General features: G+C 67.2%; 16 protein-coding genes and 2 tRNA genes. 10 read left to right on the forward strand and 8 right to left on the reverse strand.

Annotated elements, in window-relative coordinates; translation table 11 throughout:
* Positions 1–56: 56 nt before the first annotated feature.
* Entirely contained in the window at positions 57–1,718 is a 1,662-nt protein-coding gene (cysI, locus tag Q0263_RS16165; RefSeq protein ID WP_298018436.1) for an assimilatory sulfite reductase (NADPH) hemoprotein subunit, read from the forward strand.
* A 2-nt stretch (positions 1,719–1,720) separates the two neighbouring features.
* Entirely contained in the window at positions 1,721–3,151 is a 1,431-nt protein-coding gene (gene cysG, locus Q0263_RS16170; protein WP_298018439.1) for a siroheme synthase CysG, read from the forward strand.
* Positions 3,152–3,280: 129 nt separating this feature from the next.
* Here the strand turns inward: cysG and bamC are convergent, their stop codons facing one another.
* From bamC to Q0263_RS16190, 4 genes are all read right to left on the reverse strand, one after another.
* Positions 3,281–4,405, reverse strand: a complete 1,125-nt coding sequence (gene bamC, locus Q0263_RS16175; protein ID WP_298018442.1) for an outer membrane protein assembly factor BamC — start codon at positions 4,403–4,405, stop codon at positions 3,281–3,283.
* Between the two features lies 1 nt (position 4,406).
* Complete coding sequence (gene dapA / locus Q0263_RS16180; RefSeq protein WP_298018445.1) at positions 4,407–5,309, reverse strand: 4-hydroxy-tetrahydrodipicolinate synthase; 903 nt, start codon at positions 5,307–5,309, stop codon at positions 4,407–4,409.
* A gap of 81 nt (positions 5,310–5,390) precedes the next feature.
* On the reverse strand, positions 5,391–6,044 hold the full coding sequence (locus Q0263_RS16185) for a site-2 protease family protein (protein WP_298018448.1): 654 nt from the start codon (positions 6,042–6,044) through the stop codon (positions 5,391–5,393).
* Between the two features lie 54 nt (positions 6,045–6,098).
* Entirely contained in the window at positions 6,099–6,725 is a 627-nt protein-coding gene (locus Q0263_RS16190) for an L-threonylcarbamoyladenylate synthase (protein WP_298018450.1), read from the reverse strand.
* A 157-nt stretch (positions 6,726–6,882) separates the two neighbouring features.
* On the opposite strand from Q0263_RS16190, the gene Q0263_RS16195 reads away from it, so the two are divergent.
* The 5 genes from Q0263_RS16195 (at position 6,883) to Q0263_RS16215 (ending at position 9,822) form a co-directional block, all read left to right on the forward strand.
* Positions 6,883–6,958: transfer RNA gene (locus Q0263_RS16195), tRNA-His, on the forward strand.
* Between the two features lie 91 nt (positions 6,959–7,049).
* Complete coding sequence (locus Q0263_RS16200; RefSeq protein ID WP_298018453.1) at positions 7,050–7,478, forward strand: multidrug/biocide efflux PACE transporter; 429 nt, start codon at positions 7,050–7,052, stop codon at positions 7,476–7,478.
* A gap of 75 nt (positions 7,479–7,553) precedes the next feature.
* Positions 7,554–7,802, forward strand: a complete 249-nt coding sequence (locus tag Q0263_RS16205) for a hypothetical protein (RefSeq protein ID WP_298018456.1) — start codon at positions 7,554–7,556, stop codon at positions 7,800–7,802.
* A 3-nt stretch (positions 7,803–7,805) separates the two neighbouring features.
* Positions 7,806–9,260 (forward strand): phospholipase D-like domain-containing protein, encoded by a 1,455-nt coding sequence (locus Q0263_RS16210; RefSeq protein ID WP_298018459.1) that lies wholly within the window; start codon positions 7,806–7,808, stop codon positions 9,258–9,260.
* Between the two features lie 82 nt (positions 9,261–9,342).
* A complete protein-coding gene (locus Q0263_RS16215; protein ID WP_298018463.1) occupies positions 9,343–9,822 on the forward strand; it encodes a carboxymuconolactone decarboxylase family protein in 480 nt (159 codons plus the stop codon).
* A 78-nt stretch (positions 9,823–9,900) separates the two neighbouring features.
* Here Q0263_RS16215 and Q0263_RS16220 read toward each other — a convergent pair whose 3' ends face one another.
* From Q0263_RS16220 to Q0263_RS16230, 3 genes are all read right to left on the reverse strand, one after another.
* Positions 9,901–11,130, reverse strand: coding sequence for an aminotransferase class I/II-fold pyridoxal phosphate-dependent enzyme (locus Q0263_RS16220; RefSeq protein ID WP_298018466.1), 1,230 nt, complete (start codon positions 11,128–11,130; stop codon positions 9,901–9,903).
* Between the two features lie 100 nt (positions 11,131–11,230).
* Positions 11,231–12,949 carry a cation acetate symporter gene (locus Q0263_RS16225; protein WP_298018469.1) on the reverse strand — a complete coding sequence of 573 codons (1,719 nt, stop codon included), beginning with the start codon at positions 12,947–12,949 and terminating at the stop codon, positions 11,231–11,233.
* A 1-nt stretch (position 12,950) separates the two neighbouring features.
* Entirely contained in the window at positions 12,951–13,253 is a 303-nt protein-coding gene (locus Q0263_RS16230) for a DUF485 domain-containing protein (RefSeq protein ID WP_298018472.1), read from the reverse strand.
* Between the two features lie 217 nt (positions 13,254–13,470).
* Here Q0263_RS16230 and Q0263_RS16235 point away from each other — a divergent pair.
* Positions 13,471–13,547, forward strand: a tRNA-Arg gene (locus Q0263_RS16235).
* Positions 13,548–13,669: 122 nt separating this feature from the next.
* Entirely contained in the window at positions 13,670–15,280 is a 1,611-nt protein-coding gene (locus Q0263_RS16240; protein ID WP_298018475.1) for a multicopper oxidase family protein, read from the forward strand.
* A 129-nt stretch (positions 15,281–15,409) separates the two neighbouring features.
* Here Q0263_RS16240 and Q0263_RS16245 read toward each other — a convergent pair whose 3' ends face one another.
* Complete coding sequence (locus Q0263_RS16245; RefSeq protein WP_298018478.1) at positions 15,410–16,309, reverse strand: LysR family transcriptional regulator; 900 nt, start codon at positions 16,307–16,309, stop codon at positions 15,410–15,412.
* Between the two features lie 214 nt (positions 16,310–16,523).
* Between Q0263_RS16245 and Q0263_RS16250 the strand changes: the two genes are divergently transcribed.
* A complete protein-coding gene (locus tag Q0263_RS16250; RefSeq protein ID WP_298018481.1) occupies positions 16,524–17,654 on the forward strand; it encodes an MFS transporter in 1,131 nt (376 codons plus the stop codon).
* The last annotated feature ends 48 nt before the right edge of the window (positions 17,655–17,702 follow it).

Here is a 17,702-nt window from a genome sequence, read left to right on the forward strand (position 1 = left end):
CACCCGACTCCCGCCCGACCGGCGCCCCTGACAGCAATAGCAGCGACTGACACAAGATGAGCATTTCCCCCCTGTCCCCCCTGGAAGACATCAAGACCGCCAGCCGGTTCCTGCGCGGCACCATCGCCCCGGAACTGGACAATCCGATCACCGGGGCGATCCCCGAATCCGACACCAAGCTGCTGAAATTCCACGGCAGCTACATGCAGGACGACCGCGACATCCGCGACGAACGGCGCAAGCAGAAGCTGGAGCCCGCCTACGCCTTCATGGTGCGCGCCCGCCTGCCGGGCGGCGTCATCCCGCCGCAGCAGTGGCTGGCGCTGGACGCGCTGGCGCAGCGGTACGCCACGCGGGGCCTGCGCATCACGACGCGCCAGACCTTCCAGTGGCACGGCATCCTGAAACGCGACCTGCGCGCCTTCATGCAGGGCATCCACGATGCCCGGGCGACGACCATCGCCGCCTGCGGCGACGTCAACCGCCAGGTGATCAGCTCGGTCAATCCGCACCTGTCCAGCCAGCATGCCTTGACCCAGGCATGGGTGCAGCGCCTGTCCGATCATTTCCTGCCCCGCACCACGGCCTACGCGGAAATCTGGCTGGGCGGCAAGCAGGTGGGCGAAGCCGGGGACGAGGAGCCCATCTACGGCAACAATTCCGCCTACCTGCCGCGCAAGTTCAAGATCGGCATCGCCATCCCGCCGACCAACGACTGCGACGTGTTCGCCAACGACCTGGGCCTGGTCGCCATCATCGAGGATGGCCGGCTGCAAGGCTTCAATGTCGCGGTGGGCGGCGGCATGGGCGCCACGGCGGGCGACCCCACGACCTATCCGCGCCTGGGCTCGATGGTGGGCTTCGTCACCCCCGAAGACCTGATCGCCGTCGCCGAGGCGGTCGTCACGCTGCAGCGCGACCACGGCGACCGCAAGGAACGCCAGCACGCGCGGCTGAAGTACACGGTGGACCGCCTGGGCGTGGAGTGGTTCCGCGAACAGATCCAGGTCCGCAGCGGCCGCACCCTGCAGGATGCCCGCCCCTATCGGTTCGAGCGCAACGGCGACCGCTACGGCTGGTCGCGCGGCGAGGACGGCCGCTGGCACCTGGGCCTGTACATCGCCTCCGGGCGCCTGTGGGACCGCGACGGCCTGCGGCTGCAGACCGGCATGCGCGAAATCGCCAAGGTCCTGAAGGGCGAGTTCCGCCTGACCTGCAACCAGAACCTGGTGATCGCCAACGTGGACGAGGCCGACCGCGCCGCCATCGACGCCCTGGCGCAGGAATACGGACTGGACGGCTACAAGGAGCAAAGCGGCATCCGCCGCCACCACATCGCCTGCGTGGCGCTGCCCACCTGCGGCCTGGCTATGGCGGAAAGCGAGCGCTACGCCCCGGTGCTGCTGCCCAAACTGGAAGCCCTGCTGGACAAGCACGGCCTGCGCGACGAGCCCATCCTGCTGCGCCTGTCGGGCTGCCCGAACGGCTGCTCGCGCCCCTACCTGGGCGAGATCGCCCTGGTGGGACGGGCGCTGGGCCGCTACGACCTGCGCCTGGGCGCCGACTTCGTGGGCGAGCGCATGAACCGCCTGTACCGGGAGAACATCGACGAAACCGAGATCCTGGGCAGCCTGGACGCTCTGTTCGCCGACTATGCCGGGCAGCGCCAGCCGCAGGAAGCCTTCGGCAATTTCCTGGTGCGCACCGGAGTGGTCTGATCATGCAGCTGTTCCCCCTGTTCACCGACCTGAAGGGCCGCACGGCGCTGGTGATCGGCGCCGGCCTGGTCGCGGACCGCAAGATCGCTCTGCTGCTCTCGGCCGGCGCCCGCGTCATCGTCGGCGCCCACGCGGCCCACCCCCAGGTCCAGGCCCGCGCCCGGGCGGGCGACGTGGAACTGCGCCTGGCGCCCTTCGATCTGGCCTGGCTGGACGAGGCCTGGCTGGTCATCGCCGCCACGAACGACCGGGCGCTGAACCGCCAGGTGGCGGATGCCGCCGCCGCCCGGCGGCTGTTCTGCAATGTGGTGGACGACGTGGCGCTCTCCAGCGCCCAGGTGCCGGCCATCGTGGACCGGGCGCCCATCACCATCGCCATTTCCTCGGGCGGCAGCGCGCCGGTGATCGCCCGGCGCCTGCGCGAGCGCATCGAATCCCTGTTCGACCCGGCGCTGGGCGCGCTGGCCGCGCTGGCGCAGCGCAAGCGCGGGGCGATCCGCCAGGCCCGGCCCGAGCTGCGCGCCCGCCGGGACTTCTACGACTGGCTGATGGACGGCCCCGTGCTGGGGGCGCTGCGGCGCAGCCGGCCCGAGGAAGCCGAAGCCGCCCTGGAACAGGCGCTGGGCCGGAACACCCCCGCGCCGGCCGGCAAGGTCCTGCTCGTCGGCGCAGGTCCCGGCGATCCGGGCCTGCTGACCCTGCGCGGCCTGCGCGCCCTGAACGAGGCCGACGTCATCCTGGCCGACCGCCTGGTCAGCCCCGAAGTCCTGGCGCTGGCGCGGCGCGACGCGCAGGTGATCGACGTGGGCAAGGCCCTGGGCGGCCCGCACGAAACGACCCAGGCCCGCATCCACGCCCTGATGGTGTCCCATGCCCGGCAAGGCCGCTGCGTGGTGCGCCTGAAGGGCGGCGACCCCCTGGTGTTCGGCCGGGGCGGCGAAGAGCTGCAGCACCTGAAGCGCCACGGCATCGCCTACGAAGTCGTGCCCGGCATCACCGCCGCGCTGGCCTGCGGGGCCTACGCCGGAATCCCCCTGACGCACCGCGATCACGCGCAATCGCTGACGCTGGCGACCGCGCACCGCCGCGCGGAAGCCACGCAGGCGTCAGGCGGCCTGGGCGACGGCCAGACCCGGATCTATTACATGGGGGTGAACCGCTTGCCGGTCCTGCGCGAACAATTGCTGGCGGACGGCTGCGCGCCGTCCACGCCCTGCGCCCTGGTGGAAAACGGTTCCCGGCCTTCCCAGCGGACCGTCTTCGCCACCCTGGACACCCTGGCATCCGCGGCAGCCGGGCATCGGGTGCTGTCCCCCGCCCTGGTCCTGGTGGGCGAGGTCACGGCGCTGGGAGCGGAACTGGCCTGGTTCGGTCAGATGCTGAATGCCGACGCAACGCTGCCCGACGCAGATCGTCTGCAGGCATCGGCATAAAGCGACGCCCAACCCAGGAGCCGGCGCTACGCCGGCGATGCCCGCCCCCATCAGCATCCCGCACAGAAAAAATCCTGCCGAAGCAGGATTTTTTCTGTGCGCCGGCAGCGAGCCGGCCGCGCTTTCCGTTTACTGCGTGGTCTTCAGGTTCTTGTCCAGCACCGTCAGGATCCGGCGGGCCGTGGCGTCGGTCATCGTCTGCCCGTTCGCATTCAGCACGGTGACCTCGGTGCCGGCGCCTTGCTGGGCCAGATGGACCCGCAGTTTCTGCGGCTCGGCGGCGTTCTTGGTGCCGAACAGGCGACCGAAGATGTTCTGCTGTTCGATCTTTTCGCCGGTGTCGGTGTCCAGGTAGCGGATGTAGTAATCGCCCTGGTCGCGGTTGCGGTCTTCCACGGTGAAGCGGGCCGAGTCGATGGCCACCCCGACGCGGCGCCATGCGCGGTCAAACGATTCGTTCACCGTCAGGGACGCCTGGCCGTCGGCCAGTTGGGTCGTGGTGCCAGAACCGGCTTCCTGGGAAGCGTTCTTGATTTCCTGGGCGGCCTTTTGCTGATCCGTGCCCAGATACACCATCAGGCGCGCCAGCATGGCGGCGTTCAGGCCCGGGTCTTCCTTGCCGGCGACCCACTTGAAGGCCGTGCCATCGCTCGTAGGCGTTTCTTCCATGTGCTGGTGGCTGATGTAGACCTCGGTCTTGCCGTTGTTGCGTTCCAGGCGGGTGGAGAAGCGGTCGCGTTCGCCGCTGTCGAAGACCTGGTCCAGGACGCTGCCCAGGGCGCTGCGCAGCCAGCCTTCCGGGATCTTGGCGCGGTTCTCGGCCCAGTCGGTCTCGATCAGGCCGGCCTTGGGATTCTGGGACTGGATGGTGAAGCCCTGCTGGCCCCAGAATTCGATGATCTTGGGATACAGGGTTTCGGCCGGTTCGCTGACCGACAGCCAGCGCAGCGCGCCGTCGCGCATCACCTGCACGCCGGCCGTCTGCGGCAGGACGCGGTCCGCCGGGTTGGCGCTTTGCGAGCGCTGGCTGGCGGAATAGGCGCTGAGGCTGGCGGTGCCTTCGGGGGCCTTGTAGTGGGTGTTGTCGCTGGCCTGGGTCAGGTCGGGCGGGATCGACAGCGGATCGCCCGTGACCGTGCTCTTGTATTCGACGGATTCGGTCTGTCCGGTCAGCTGGCCGAGCGTGGAGCAGCCCGCCAGCAGGCTGAACAGCAGGACGCTGGCCAGGGAAAACGGCGTACGTTTCATCATCATGTCAGAGGCAACCTGCATCAATCAAGGCTTGGCGCACCACGGTGCGGAAGGAATCGGACAGCGGGGTCAGGGGCAGGCGGTAGCCCAGTTGGGTCAGGCCCATTTCCGCCACCGCCCATTTCACCGGGATCGGGTTGGCTTCCAGGAAGAGGACCCGGTTCAGGGTGGACAGGACCGTGTTCAGACGCCGGGTTTCGGGCACGTCGCCGCGCAGGGCCGCCGCGCACAGTTCATGCATCAGCCGCGGAGCGACGTTGGCGGTGACGGAGATGTTGCCCCGGCCGCCCAGCAGGATCAGCGCCGCCGCGGTGGGATCGTCGCCGCTGATGACGTGGAAGCCCGCCGGAGCGGCGGCGATCAGCTGCGCGCCGCGCGCGATGTTGCCCGTGGCGTCCTTCACCCCGATGATGCCCGGCACCTGCGCCAGGCGCAGGATCGTGTCGTTGGACAGATCGGCCACCGTGCGCCCCGGCACGTTGTACAGGATGCTGGGCAATTCCACGGATTCGGCGATCGCCCGGAAATGCTGGTACAGGCCTTCCTGGGTGGGCTTGTTGTAGTAGGGCACCACGGTCAGGCCGGCCGCCGCGCCCGCCGCATAGGCATGGCGCTGCAGTTCGATGGCTTCCGCCGTGGAATTGCCGCCCGTGCCGGCGATGATGGGGATGCGGCCGTTCGCATGGCGCACCGCCAGTTCGATCAGTTCGGCCTGTTCCTGCACCGTGACCGTGGGCGATTCGCCCGACGTCCCGACCACCACCAGGGCGTCCGTGCCCTGATCGATGTGCCAATCGACCAATTTTCGAAAGGCATCGAGGTCCAGTTGCCCGTCGGGATGCATGGGCGTGACCAGGGCAACCATGCTGCCCTGAAAGACTGGAAGGGATGAATCCGCACCGGCCATGATGAAGAAAGTCTCCGAAAAACGCCCGGGCGACATCCCAGGCGATGAAAGAATCAAGTTTACCGGATTCGCGGGCCCGATTTACAAAAATCCGTTGACGATCCACTCGCCCAGCTTCAGCAGCGGCGCCATGAGGGGCCAGAGCCAGCCCATCATCATCAGCACGACCAGGATGACGAGCCCGTAGGGTTCGATGCGGCCGTACTGCCAGGCCATGCGCGGGGGCAGCAGGCTGAAGACGATGCGCCCGCCGTCCAGCGGCGGCAGCGGCAGCAGGTTCAGGGCCATCAGGATGAGGTTGACCTGCACGCCCGCGTGCGCCATCAGCGTCCAGAAGCTGCCGCCGCCCTGCGCCAGGCCCGCGGACAGCATCAGCCGCCAGAGCAGCACCCAGGCGATGGCCTGCAGCAGGTTGGAGGCCGGGCCGGCCAGGGCCACCCAGAGCATGTCCTGCTTGGGGCGACGCAGCCGGCTCCAGTTGACCGGCACGGGCTTGGCCCAGCCGAAGAGCAGTCCGCCGCCCATGAAGCGCGTGACGAACAGCAGCACCAGCGGCACGATGATGGTGCCCACGGGATCGATGTGGCGCAGCGGATTCAGACTGATGCGGCCCGCCTGCTGGGCCGTGGGATCGCCGAAGAACCGGGCCACGTAGCCGTGGGCGGCCTCGTGCAGGGTGATGGCGAACAGGACCGGCAAGGCATAGACCGCGATGGTCTGGATGAGTTGATCCATGAGAATGCTGGCAAGGGAGCCGGCCCGCGCCGGCAATCCCCGCAAGCATAACCGCTATTGCAGCCCCAGCGTGGCCGGATCGCCGCGCCCCACCCGCACCACCTGGGGGGCTTCCCGGGTCAGGTCGATCACGGTGGTCGGGTCGAAGGGGCAGGCGCCGCCGTCGACGATGGCGGCCAGATCGTGCTGGTACCGCGACAGGATGTCCTGCGCGTCGTTCAGCGGCAGGGCTTCGCCCTGGGGAATCAGGGTGGTGGACAGCAGCGGCGAGCCGACGGCTTCGATCAGCGCGCGGGCCACCCGGTGGTCGGGCACCCGGATGCCGATGGTCTTGCGCGAAGGGTGCGACACGCGGCGGGGCACTTCCTTCGTGGCTTCCAGGATGAAGGTCCAGGGACCGGGGGTGGCCAGCTTCAGCAGGCGGTAATGGGTGTTCTCGACCTTGGCGAAATGACTGATTTCCGCCAGGTCGCGGCAAAGCAGGGTCAGGTGATGGCGTTCGTCCAGGCCCCGCAGGCGGCGCAGGCCGTCGGCCGCCGCCTTGTCGTCCAGCCGGGCGACCACGGCATAACTGGAATCCGTCGGCACGGCCACCAGGCCGCCCTGCGACAAAAGGTCCGCCGCCTGCTGCAGCAGGCGGGACTGCGGGTTTTCGGGATGGACAACGAAAATCTGTGCCATAAGCATTTCCTTTTTGGAGGAGAGGCCCGGCTGGCATGAGCCCGGCCCGATCGAAACCACAACCCATAACATGACTGAAAACGCAGCCCGGATCAAGGGGCCGGCCCCATTTCAGCAAAAGGTTTGCAGCCATGCTAGAATCCTTCTTCTTTCAGTGGTGACCGTAGCTCAGTTGGTAGAGTCCCGGATTGTGATTCCGGTTGTCGTGGGTTCGAGCCCCATCGGTCACCCCATCTTCTTCCCGGCTTCCGGGCCAGGCAGGGACGACCCCGCCTGCGGCGCTTGAACGCGGTGACGACACCGCCTCCATAGCACAATCTCCCCATGCAGATTCATCATCGATCGCTGTCCGAACGCATCTTCCATGCGCTGGCGTTCGAAGTCCTGGCCATCGGCATTTCCGCCCCCCTGGCAGCCTGGATCACCGGCCATTCCGCCCTGGACATGGGCGTCATGACCGCCGCCATCGCCACCATCGCCGTCACGTGGAACATGATCTACAACTGGCTGTTCGACCGCCTGCAGTCCCGGCTGGGCTTCGACCGCACCTACTGGGTGCGCGTGGGCCACGCCTGCGGCTTCGAAGGCGGCCTGATCATCATCGCCATCCCCTTCGTGGCCTGGTGGCTGGGCATTTCCATGTGGCAGGCGCTGCTGCTGGACATCGGCTTCGTCCTGTTCTACCTGCCCTACGGGTTTCTTTTCAACCTGGGTTATGACAAGATTCGTCAGAACCTGATCGCCACGCACTAGCTGGTCCGGCCCCCGGGGATCCCGGGCATCCGCGGAGGCGCCGGCGCATCGGGCCCGTCAGCCGACCGGATGTCCATGAGCCCGAACACGACCGAACCTCTTCCCCGCATGCCCGACTGGACGGCGGCCCCGCCCGGCTGGGACTGGGCCGCCCAGGACGCCGACGGCCGCTGGTTCTGGTATCGGGCCGAACCCGTCCCCGGCATCGGCGGCGGGGTCTGGCGGTCCAATTCGCGCAACCAGCAGTATGCGGGGTCCGGCGCCCCCAACCCCGACTGGCTGGATTCGCTGCAACGGCGCCCGGCGGGCGCCGGCAAGGGCTGAGCCATGCTGGCGATCTCGCAGTTCCTGTCGGATTACTGGCCGCATCTGGTGGCGGCCATCTCGCTCACGCTCAGCGCCTTTGCCGCCGTGCACGCGGCCATGAACAAGAACGACGTGCGGGCGGCCATCGCCTGGGTCGGCGTCGTGCTGATGTCGCCGTTCCTGGGGCCGTTCCTGTACCTGGTGGCCGGCATCAACCGCATCCGCCACGACCAGATGTCCACCCAGCGCAGCCGGCTGATCAAGGACTACGTCAATCACGCCCGCGATCCCGTCAAGGACGTCGCTTCCCTGGCTGGCTCGCAGTTCGCCTCGCTGCGCGTGCTGTGCGACCGCATCAGCCGCTTCCCGCTGCACGACGGCAACCACATCACCCTGCTCGACAGCGGCGACCAGGCCTACCCGGCCATGCTGCAGGCCATCGACTCGGCCGCCCACTGCATCGCCCTGCAAAGCTACATCTTCGACCACGACCGCATCGGCCTGCAGTTCGCCGAGGCGCTGCGCCGCGCCCATGACCGGGGCATCGTCATCCGGGTCCTGATCGACTCGGTGGGATCCCGCTATTCGCGCCCCCCCATCATTCACCTGCTGCGCCGCCACGGCATCCGCACCGAACTGTTCATGTCGAACATGCTGGGCCTGCGCATGCCGTACGCCAACCTGCGCAGCCACCGGAAGATCCTCTTCGTCGACGGCCATCTGGGTTTCATGGGCGGCATGAACATCCGCGAAGGCTTCATGACGTCCCTGGCGGGACGCCACGCCGCCTGCGACACCCATTTCCGCATTGAGGGGCCCGTCGCCACCCAGCTCTTCGCCGTCTTCGCCAACGACTGGGAATTCACCACGCGCGAACGATTGAGCATCGAGGACTGGTGCCAGCGCGCGCCCGACGCGCCCGAACCCCAGGTGCCGGCCCGCTGCATCCGTTCCAGCCCCGACCGGTTCATCGCCGCGACCCACAATGTGCTGCTGGGCGCCCTGGCCGTCGCCCAGCGGCACGTGCGCATCCAGTCGCCCTACTTCCTGCCCGACCAGACCCTGATGGGCGCCCTGAACACCGCCGCCCGCCGGGGCATCCAGGTCGACATCGTCATCCCGGGACGCAACAATCTGCGGCTGGTCAATTACGCCATGACCGCGCAGCTGGCGCAGGTGATCTCGAGCGGCTGCCGGATCTGGCGCAGCCGGGGCAACTTCGACCATTCCAAGCTGATCACCATCGACGATGGCTGGTCCTACGTGGGTTCGTCGAACCTGGACCCGCGCAGCCTGCGGCTGAACTTCGAACTGGACATGGAGATCTACGATCCCGTCATGGCGCGCCGCATCGCGGAACGCATCGACGCCGAGATCGCCCACGCGGATCCGGTCACGCTGGAATCCCTGAAGGCCATCCCCTTCCTGAAGCAGCTGCGCAACCGCGTCATCTGGCTGGCCAGCCCGTACCTGTAGCCCTGCGCCGCCCCCATGCATACAGGACCGAAATGGTGCAGAATGAAAAGGTTCGTTTCATGAACTCTTTCGGATCGACACCATGACCCAACGCCTCAACTACTACAAGGCCTCGCCCGAGGCCGCCCAGAAGTATTCCGACTTCAGCCTGACCCTGCACAAGAATCCCTTCCTGGCCAGGATCGGCCACCTGGTCACCCTGCGGGCCTCGCAACTGAACGGCTGCGCCTTCTGCGTGGACATGCACGTGAAAGAAGGCAAGCTGGCGGGCGAACGCGAACTGCGGCTGCATCACGTCGCCGTCTGGCGCGAATCGCCGCTCTTCGACGCCAAGGAAAAAGCCATCCTGGAATGGACCGAGGCCCTGACCCAGCTGCCGCCCCACGGCATCCCGGACGACCTGTTCGCGCGGGTGCGCGAGCAGCTGTCCGAACAGGAACTGGCCGACCTGTCCTTCCTGATCGTCGGCATCAACGGCTGGAACCGCCTGGGCGTGGCTTTCCGGGCCGAGCCGGGGTCGGCCGACAAGCAATACGGGCTGGACAAGGCCGGGCTGAACTAAGCCACGGACGCGGGCCGGCAGCCGCCGGGCCCGCCCGCACCGCCGACCCAAAGCGCCGCCGGCGGCCCGCGCCCGGCCTCAGGCCGCTCCGACCCGGGCCTGGACCTGGGCCTGGGCCAGCGCCTGGGCCAGATCGGCCTTCAGGTCGTCGATGTGCTCCACGCCGACGGACATGCGCACGAAATTGGGTTCGATGCCGGCGGCCTGCATCTCGGCCTCGCTCATCGAACTGGCCCACATCGACGCCGTATGCACGGCCAGGGTCTCGACCCCGCCCAGGCTGACCGCCTGGGTCGCCAGCTTCAAGGCCGACACGAACCGCTGCGTGACGGCATAGCCGCCCCGGATGGAATACGCCACGATGGCGCCGAAGCCCTTCATCTGGCGGGCGGCCAGGTCGTGCTGGGCATGGCTGCGCAGCCCCGGATACAGGACCCGTTCGACTTCGGGGCGCGATTCCAGCCACTGCGCCACCGCCAGGGCATTGGCGTTGATGCGCTCCATGCGCAGGGACAGCGTGCGCAGTCCGCGCAGCAGCAGCCAGGCGTCCATGGGCGAGAGCACCGCCCCCAGGGTGACGTGCATCTTCCAGATTTTTTCCGCCAGGTCCTGGCTGCAGCAGATGGCGCCGGCCATGATGTCGCTGTGGCCGCCCAGGTACTTGGTCGCGCTGTGGACCACGATGTCGATGCCCAGGTCGTGCGGGCGCTGGTTCAGGGGCGAGGCGAAGGTGTTGTCCGCCACCGTCAGGATGCCCCGGGGCCGGGCGATCGCCGCCACCGCCGCCAGGTCCGTGATCGACAGACTGGGATTGACCGGCGTTTCCACCATGATCAGCTTGGTGTCGGGCCGCAGCGCGGCCTTCAGGCTGTCCAGGTCCGTCTGGTCGAACACGCTGACCTGCACGCCGTAGCGGGTCAGGACTTCGGAAAAGAGCTTGGACGTGCTCATGTAATGGCGCTGCTGCACGACGACGTGGTCGCCCGCCTGCAGCAGCGCGAGGATCGTGGTGCAGATGGCGCCCATGCCCGATCCGGTCAGCAGGGCCGTTTCCGTGCCTTCCAGGCCCGCCAGAATGGCTTCGACGTGCTTGTTGACCGGGTTGCCGTGGCGCGTGTAGAAACTGGCCGGCCGCACCGTGGTCGCCATCGCCGAGAACTCTTCCGCCGATTCCGCCCGGAACGTCGCGCTGTAGTGAATGGGCGGCACCACCGCCGCATCGTGGTGGCAGGCCGCATCGCCATGCAGGACCAGGGTCTGCTCATGCCAGGATGCCATGTCGGGGGTGTCGGGCGAATGCGGATTCATGGGAAGGGTTCCAAATTGCGTCAGGTGGTTCATGATACTGCGCGGCGGCGAACGCATCGGGCCGCCCGAGGGCGGCCCGATATCCTGCCGTCGATGCCGATCAGTGGGCGCTGGCGGCCGCCGCGCCGATGCCGGTTTCGCTGCGCACGGTCTGCGCCTCGAAGCCGGCCCGGTCGATGCGGGCGCGTTCGCTGCGGTCCGTGACCGAGAACAGCCAGATCGACACGAAGCCGATGGTCATGGAGAACAGCGCCGGTGACGCGTACGGGAACCAGGCGGACCCCGCCGGATTGCCCAGCGTGGCTTCCCAGACCGACGGCGACACGACCGTCAGCCCCACGGCGCTGATCAGGCCCGCGAAGCCGCCGATCATGGCGCCGCGCGTCGTGCAGCCCTTCCAGAGCACGGACATGAACAGCACCGGGAAGTTCGCGGACGCGGCGACCGCGAAGGCCAGGGACACCATGAAGGCGATGTTCTGCTTTTCGAAGGCGATGCCCAGCACCACCGCGATGACGCCCAGGACCACGGTCGTGATCTTGGCCACCCGCATCTCGTCGCGGCGCGACGCATCGCCCTTGCAGATCAGCGTGGCGTAAATGTCATGCGACACGGCCGACGTGCCCGACAAAGTCAGCCCGGCGACCACCGCCAGAATCGTGGCGAAGGCCACGGCCGACATGAAGCCCAGGAAGACATTGCCGCCGACGGCGTCGGCCAGGTGGACCGCCGCCATGTTGCCGCCGCCGATCAACGCGCCGGCCGCATCCAGGAAGTGCGGATTGGTGGACACCAGCACGATGGCTCCAAAGCCGATGATGAAGGTCAGGATGTAGAAGTAGCCGATCCAGGACGTGGCCCAGAACACCGACTTGCGGGCTTCGCGGGCATCCGGCACCGTGAAGAAGCGCATCAGGATGTGCGGCAGGCCCGCCGTGCCGAACATCAGCGCCATGCCGAAGGAAATCGCGCTGATCGGGTCCTTGATGAAATTGCCCGGCCCCATGATGGACTGGCCCAGGGCGCCGGCCTGGGCGGCGTCCTTGCCGGCGTTCAGGGCGGCCAGGGTCTTGACCTCGACCGCGGCGGCGAACAGGCGTTCCGGCGAGAAGCCGTAGTGCGCCAGCACCATCAGGGCCATGAACGTCGCCCCGGCCAGCAGCAGCGCCGCCTTGATGATCTGCACCCAGGTCGTGGCCGTCATGCCGCCGAACAGCACGTAGATCATCATCAGCACGCCCACCACGACCACGGCGATCCAGTATTCCAGGCCGAACAGCAGCTTGATCAGCTGGCCCGCGCCCACCATCTGCGCGATCAGGTAGAAGGCCACGACCACCAGGGTGCCCGAGGCGGCGAACGCGCGGATCGGGCCCTGCTTGAAGCGGTAGGCGGCCACGTCGGCGAAGGTGAACTTGCCCAGATTGCGCAGGCGTTCCGCCATCAGGAAGGTCAGGATCGGCCAGCCCACCAGGAAGCCGATGGAGTAGATCAGGCCGTCATAGCCGTTGATCATGACGGCCGCCGAAATCCCCAGGAAGGACGCCGCCGACATGTAGTCGCCGGCGATCGCCAGGCCGTTCTGGAAGCCGGTGATGCCGCCGCCCGCCGTGTAGAAATCCGCGGCGGAGCGGGTGCGCTTGGCCGCCCACTTGGTGATCCACAGGGTCAGCAGCACGAACAGGGCGAACATGGCGATGGCCGTCCAGTTGGTCGGCTGCTGCTGCAGTTCGCCCAGATCGCCGCCGGCCGCCCGCGCGGCTCCCGTCATGCCCGCCAGGGCCAGCGCGCTCAAGGCGCTTACAGTCATGCGACGCATCTCAGGCCTCCTGCGCGATTTCGCGCGTCAGGCGATCGAATTCGCCGTTGGCGCGGCGCACGTACAGGCCGGTGACCAGCACGCTGAACACGATGACGCCGAAACCGACCGGGATGCCCCAGGTCATGACGCCTTCGCCCAGTTTCAGGGCGAACAGTTCCTTGTCGAAGGCGATGACGCCGATGAACGCGTAATACACGATCAGCATGACCACGGTCAGCGTCCAGCCGTAGCGCAGGCGGGTGCGGCGCAGATGCTGGTATTTCGGATTGGACACGATGCGCTGTGTCTGTTGGTCTCCCATGGCGGTCTCCTACTTTTGTAATGGGGGATGGGTTCCTGTTCGCCGGCAAGTTAGAGGTCGGGTCTTACGGAGACCTTACATTCCCGTTAATGCGGCTCCGGATCAGGGAAAACACCGATCCCCGGATTGCACGTTAGAATTCAGGGTTCACAGGCACGGAGCAGCCGCCGCGCAACGGGCATCCCGCGCCCGACAGCCCCGCCGATGCCGCGCCTCGCCGCCCTTAGCTCAGTTGGATAGAGCAACGGCCTTCTAAGCCGTAGGTCACTGGTTCGAATCCAGTAGGGCGGGCCACACGATTTCTTCAAACCCGCGCTTGACCTTCCCACCGTGGGAAGGATCACACTATCAAGATGGTTCGGCCGGCGGCGGGCGCCGCATGTCACGAAGCATCCGATGCGAGGAGCGAAGAACCCATGCGACGCAGAGATTTTCTGACGGGCCTGGCGGGCTCTGCCGGCCTGGCGCTTGCCACGGGCATCCGGCCCGCGTCCGGCGGGCAAGCCATGCACCACGCCGGCGGATCTTCCGCGCAGCCCCGGCACGGCCCGCCCGCCATGGGCGCGGGCAGCGGGCCGCTGGCGGCCGCGGACGCCATTCCGCCCGGACGTCCCTTCGCGGCGCCGGCGACGCTGCGCAACACCGCTGCGCAGCCCGGCCTGTTCCGGGCCACGCTCGTCGCCGCCCCCGCCGGGATCGAGCTGATCCCGGGCGTCACGACCGAGGCCTGGGCCTACAACGGCCAGCTGCCCGGTCCGCTGATCGATCTGCAGGCGGGCGACGAAGTCGAGATCACGCTCGAGAACCGCCTGCCCGAGCCCACCACGATCCACTGGCACGGGCTGCCCGTGCCGCCGGACCAGGACGGCAACCCCGACGCCGCGGTGGCGCCCGGGGCCAGCCACACCTATCGCTTCAAGATCCCCGAGGACGTCGAAGGCCTCTACTGGTACCACCCCCACCCGCACGGCCAGTCCGGCGAGCAGGTCCACCGGGGGCTGGCCGGCGCGATCCGGGTGCGCGCCCGGGAAGACGCGCTCTCGGCCATTCCCGAGCGCATCCTCGTCGTCACCGACCTGCGGCTGACGGCGCTCGGCGCGATCCCGGCGAACGACATGATGGACTGGATGAACGGCCGCGAAGGGCAGTACGCCCTGGTCAACGGTCTGAATCGCCCCGTGCTGCGGTTCGATGCGTGCGGCCGGGAACGCTGGCACGTCCTCAACGCCACGAACGCCCGCTATCTGCGCCTGGCCCTGCCGGGGCGCGAGCTCACGCTGCTGGGCACGGACGGCGGACGCATCGAACAGGCGCAAGCGGGATTGCCCGACGTGCTGCTGGCGCCGGCCCAGCGCGCGGAAATCCTGGTGACCGCCACGGACGGATCCGGCGGCGCGCTGATGGCGCAGGCCTACGCACGCGGCCGGATGGGCGGCGCGGGCGAGACGCCGCCCATCCCGCTCATGCAGGTGGATTTCGGCGCCGCGCGGCAACCCCGGCCCCTGGCGCTGCCGCAACCGCTGCGGACGTTCCAGGCGCTGCCCGGCGCGACTGCGAAGAAGCGGGTCGTCATGAGCGAAAGCATGCCCATGGCCCATGGATCGCACGGCATGATGTCCGCAGGCGGCATGAGCATGGCGGGCATGGCGGGCATGGGGAACATGGGGGAAATGGGCATGGGACGCCCCCCGGCGATGCAGTTCCTGCTGAACGGCAAAGCCTTCGACATGCGGCGCATCGACCTGAGCAGCCGGGCCGGCGAATGGGAAGACTGGGAGATCGTCAACGATTCGGACATGGATCATCCCTTCCACATCCACGGCACGCAGTTCGCCGTGCTGGAACGCCCCCTCGACGGGAGCTCGACCCGGGAGCCGTTTCGCGCCTGGCGCGACACGGTCAATCTCAAGGCCCGGGAAACGGTGCTCATCCGCACCACGCAGGCCGCCAGGGGCATCCGCATGTTCCACTGCCATATCCTGGAGCACGAGGACCTGGGCATGATGGGACGGCTGGAAGTGAGCTGAACGATCTTCCCATCCCGCCCCATCGGGACAGGACGATGCCGTTCAGCCGCGAGGCGCGGCGACCGGGGAATCGGGGCGATACCGCAAGACGTCGATCACCGTCGGGCAGCCGACGGGCACGCATGAGCATCACGCCGTACCGCGATACCGAAGCGCTTCGACGAACGCTGAAAACGCGGGAGAGGCCTGCCGCCTGTTCGGATAGTACAGGTGATAGCCCGAGAAATAGGGACACCAGTCGCTCAGGATCATTTTGAGTCGGCCATCGGCCAAGTAAGGCGCGGCGAGATCTTCGGTGACATAGGCCAGGCCGATGCCGTCGACCGCGGCATTGATCACATGGGGCATGCTGTTGAAGACGAGCTGGCCTTCGACCTTCACGGTGAACGCCTGGCCGTCCTTCTCGAATTCCCAGGCATAAAGGGCGCCGGACGCCCTGTGCCGGATATTGATGCAGGCAAATCTGGTCAGATCATGGGGCGTTTGCGGCATCGGATTCCGCTCGAAGTACTTCGGGGCGCCTACGACGATCAAGCGCCAATCCGGCCCGATGCGGGTCGCGATCATGTCTTTGCTGATCGCCTCGCCCAGGCGGATGCCGGCATCGAACCGCTCCTCAACGACATTGGTGAATCCGTAGTCGATATAGAACTCCAGCGTGATGTCGGGATAATTTTCCAGAAACGCCGCCAGCCTGGGTCTCACGGACATTTCGATGGCATCGTCCGTGCACGTGATGCGGATCGTGCCGGCCGGCTTGTCGCGCAATACTCCAAGCGCTTCGATTTCGGCGGCGAGCTGATCGAAAAGCGGCGCGATCGACAGCATGAAGCGTTCGCCCGCCTCCGTCGGCGCCACGTTGCGAGTCGTGCGGACCAGCAGGCGCACGCCCAGCCGCTCTTCGAGCCCCCTCATCGCGTGGCTCAGGGCGGAAGGCGTAATGCCCAGCCTGGCCGCCGCCTTGGTGAAACTCCGGTCTCGGGCGACCGCCACGAAGGCTTGCAGATCATTCACTTTGGGATATGCCATTACTGAAATTTTCTCACTAGCACATCAAGATTGCACCTACTAATCATATCCTCCCGAATCCATCAAGATGGAGGACACGAACACTTCGCCCTTCACCAAGTATCTGGCATAAATATTCATGAACACTCAAGTCCCCGACATCCCGGCGGGACCCGGGCCCGCCATTCGACGAGAAGACCGGCCTCAGCCGGCTTACTGGAATGGCGTTTTCGCAATGACGCTGTGCGTCTTCGCGCTGATCGCGTCCGAATTCATGCCGGTCAGTCTGCTGACGCCGATCGCCGCGGAATTGCAGGTCAGCGAAGGCCGGGTGGGCTACGGCATCGCCATTTCCGGCGCCTTCGCGGTGCTGACCAGTCTTTCCATTTCGACAATCGCGGGCTCACTGAATCGCAGAACACTGCTGCTATGGCTGAGCGGGCTGATGGGCGTGTCGGCCCTGGTCGTGGCATTGGCGCCCGACTATCCGGCGTACATGATCGGCCGCGCGCTGATCGGCGTGGTGGTGGGAGGCTTCTGGTCCATGTCGGCGGCGGTCGCGATACGGCTGGTGCCCGCCGACAAGGTGCCCAAGGCCCTGGCCGTTTTCAACGGCGGCAATGCGCTGGCGACCGTAGTGGCCGCTCCGCTGGGAAGCTACCTCGGCGGCCTCATCGGCTGGCGCGGCGCCTTCTTCTGCCTGATGCCCGTCATCCTGATCGCCCTGGCCTGGCAGTGGGCCAGTCTGCCGTCGATGCCCGCGCCCTCTCGCCCAGCGGGATCAGGCGGTATCTTCAAGCTGCTCAGGAACCGTCTGGTGACGCTGGGCATGCTGGCGGTCGGCGTCTTCTTCATGGGGCAGTTCGCGCTGTTCACCTACATCCGGCCCTTTCTTGAAACCGTCACGCGCGTGGACATTCCCACCTTGTCGATGATCCTGCTGGTGCTTGGCATGGCCGGCGTTCTCGGCACGACGCTCATTGGCGCGTTCCTGAAGCGGAGCCTGTACGCCACGCTGGCGACCATCCCCGTTCTGATGGCCTTGATCGCACTGGCCTTCACCGCCGTCGGCAGTTCCCTGTCCATGGCTTTCGCGCTGTCGGCTCTGTGGGGGATGATGGCGACGGCCGCCCCTGTCGGCTGGTGGTCATGGCTGGCTCGATCGCTGCCCCAAAGCGCCGAAGCCGGTGGGGGATTGATGGTCGCCGTGATCCAGCTGTGCATTGCGTTGGGTTCCACGGTCGGCGGTATCCTGTTTGATGGAATCGGCTACCAGACCGCTTTTGCGACCAGCGCCTTCTTGCTGACGGCCGCCGCCGCACTGGCCTTCCTGACCTCGCGCGCACATGCGCCGCACGCCGCCTGAGGCCCATGGAATCCACGTTGCACAGATTTTCCCGGATTTAAAAGGAGC

The sequence above is a fragment of the uncultured Castellaniella sp. genome (assembly GCF_937988725.1).
GTDB lineage: Bacteria > Pseudomonadota > Gammaproteobacteria > Burkholderiales > Burkholderiaceae_B > Castellaniella.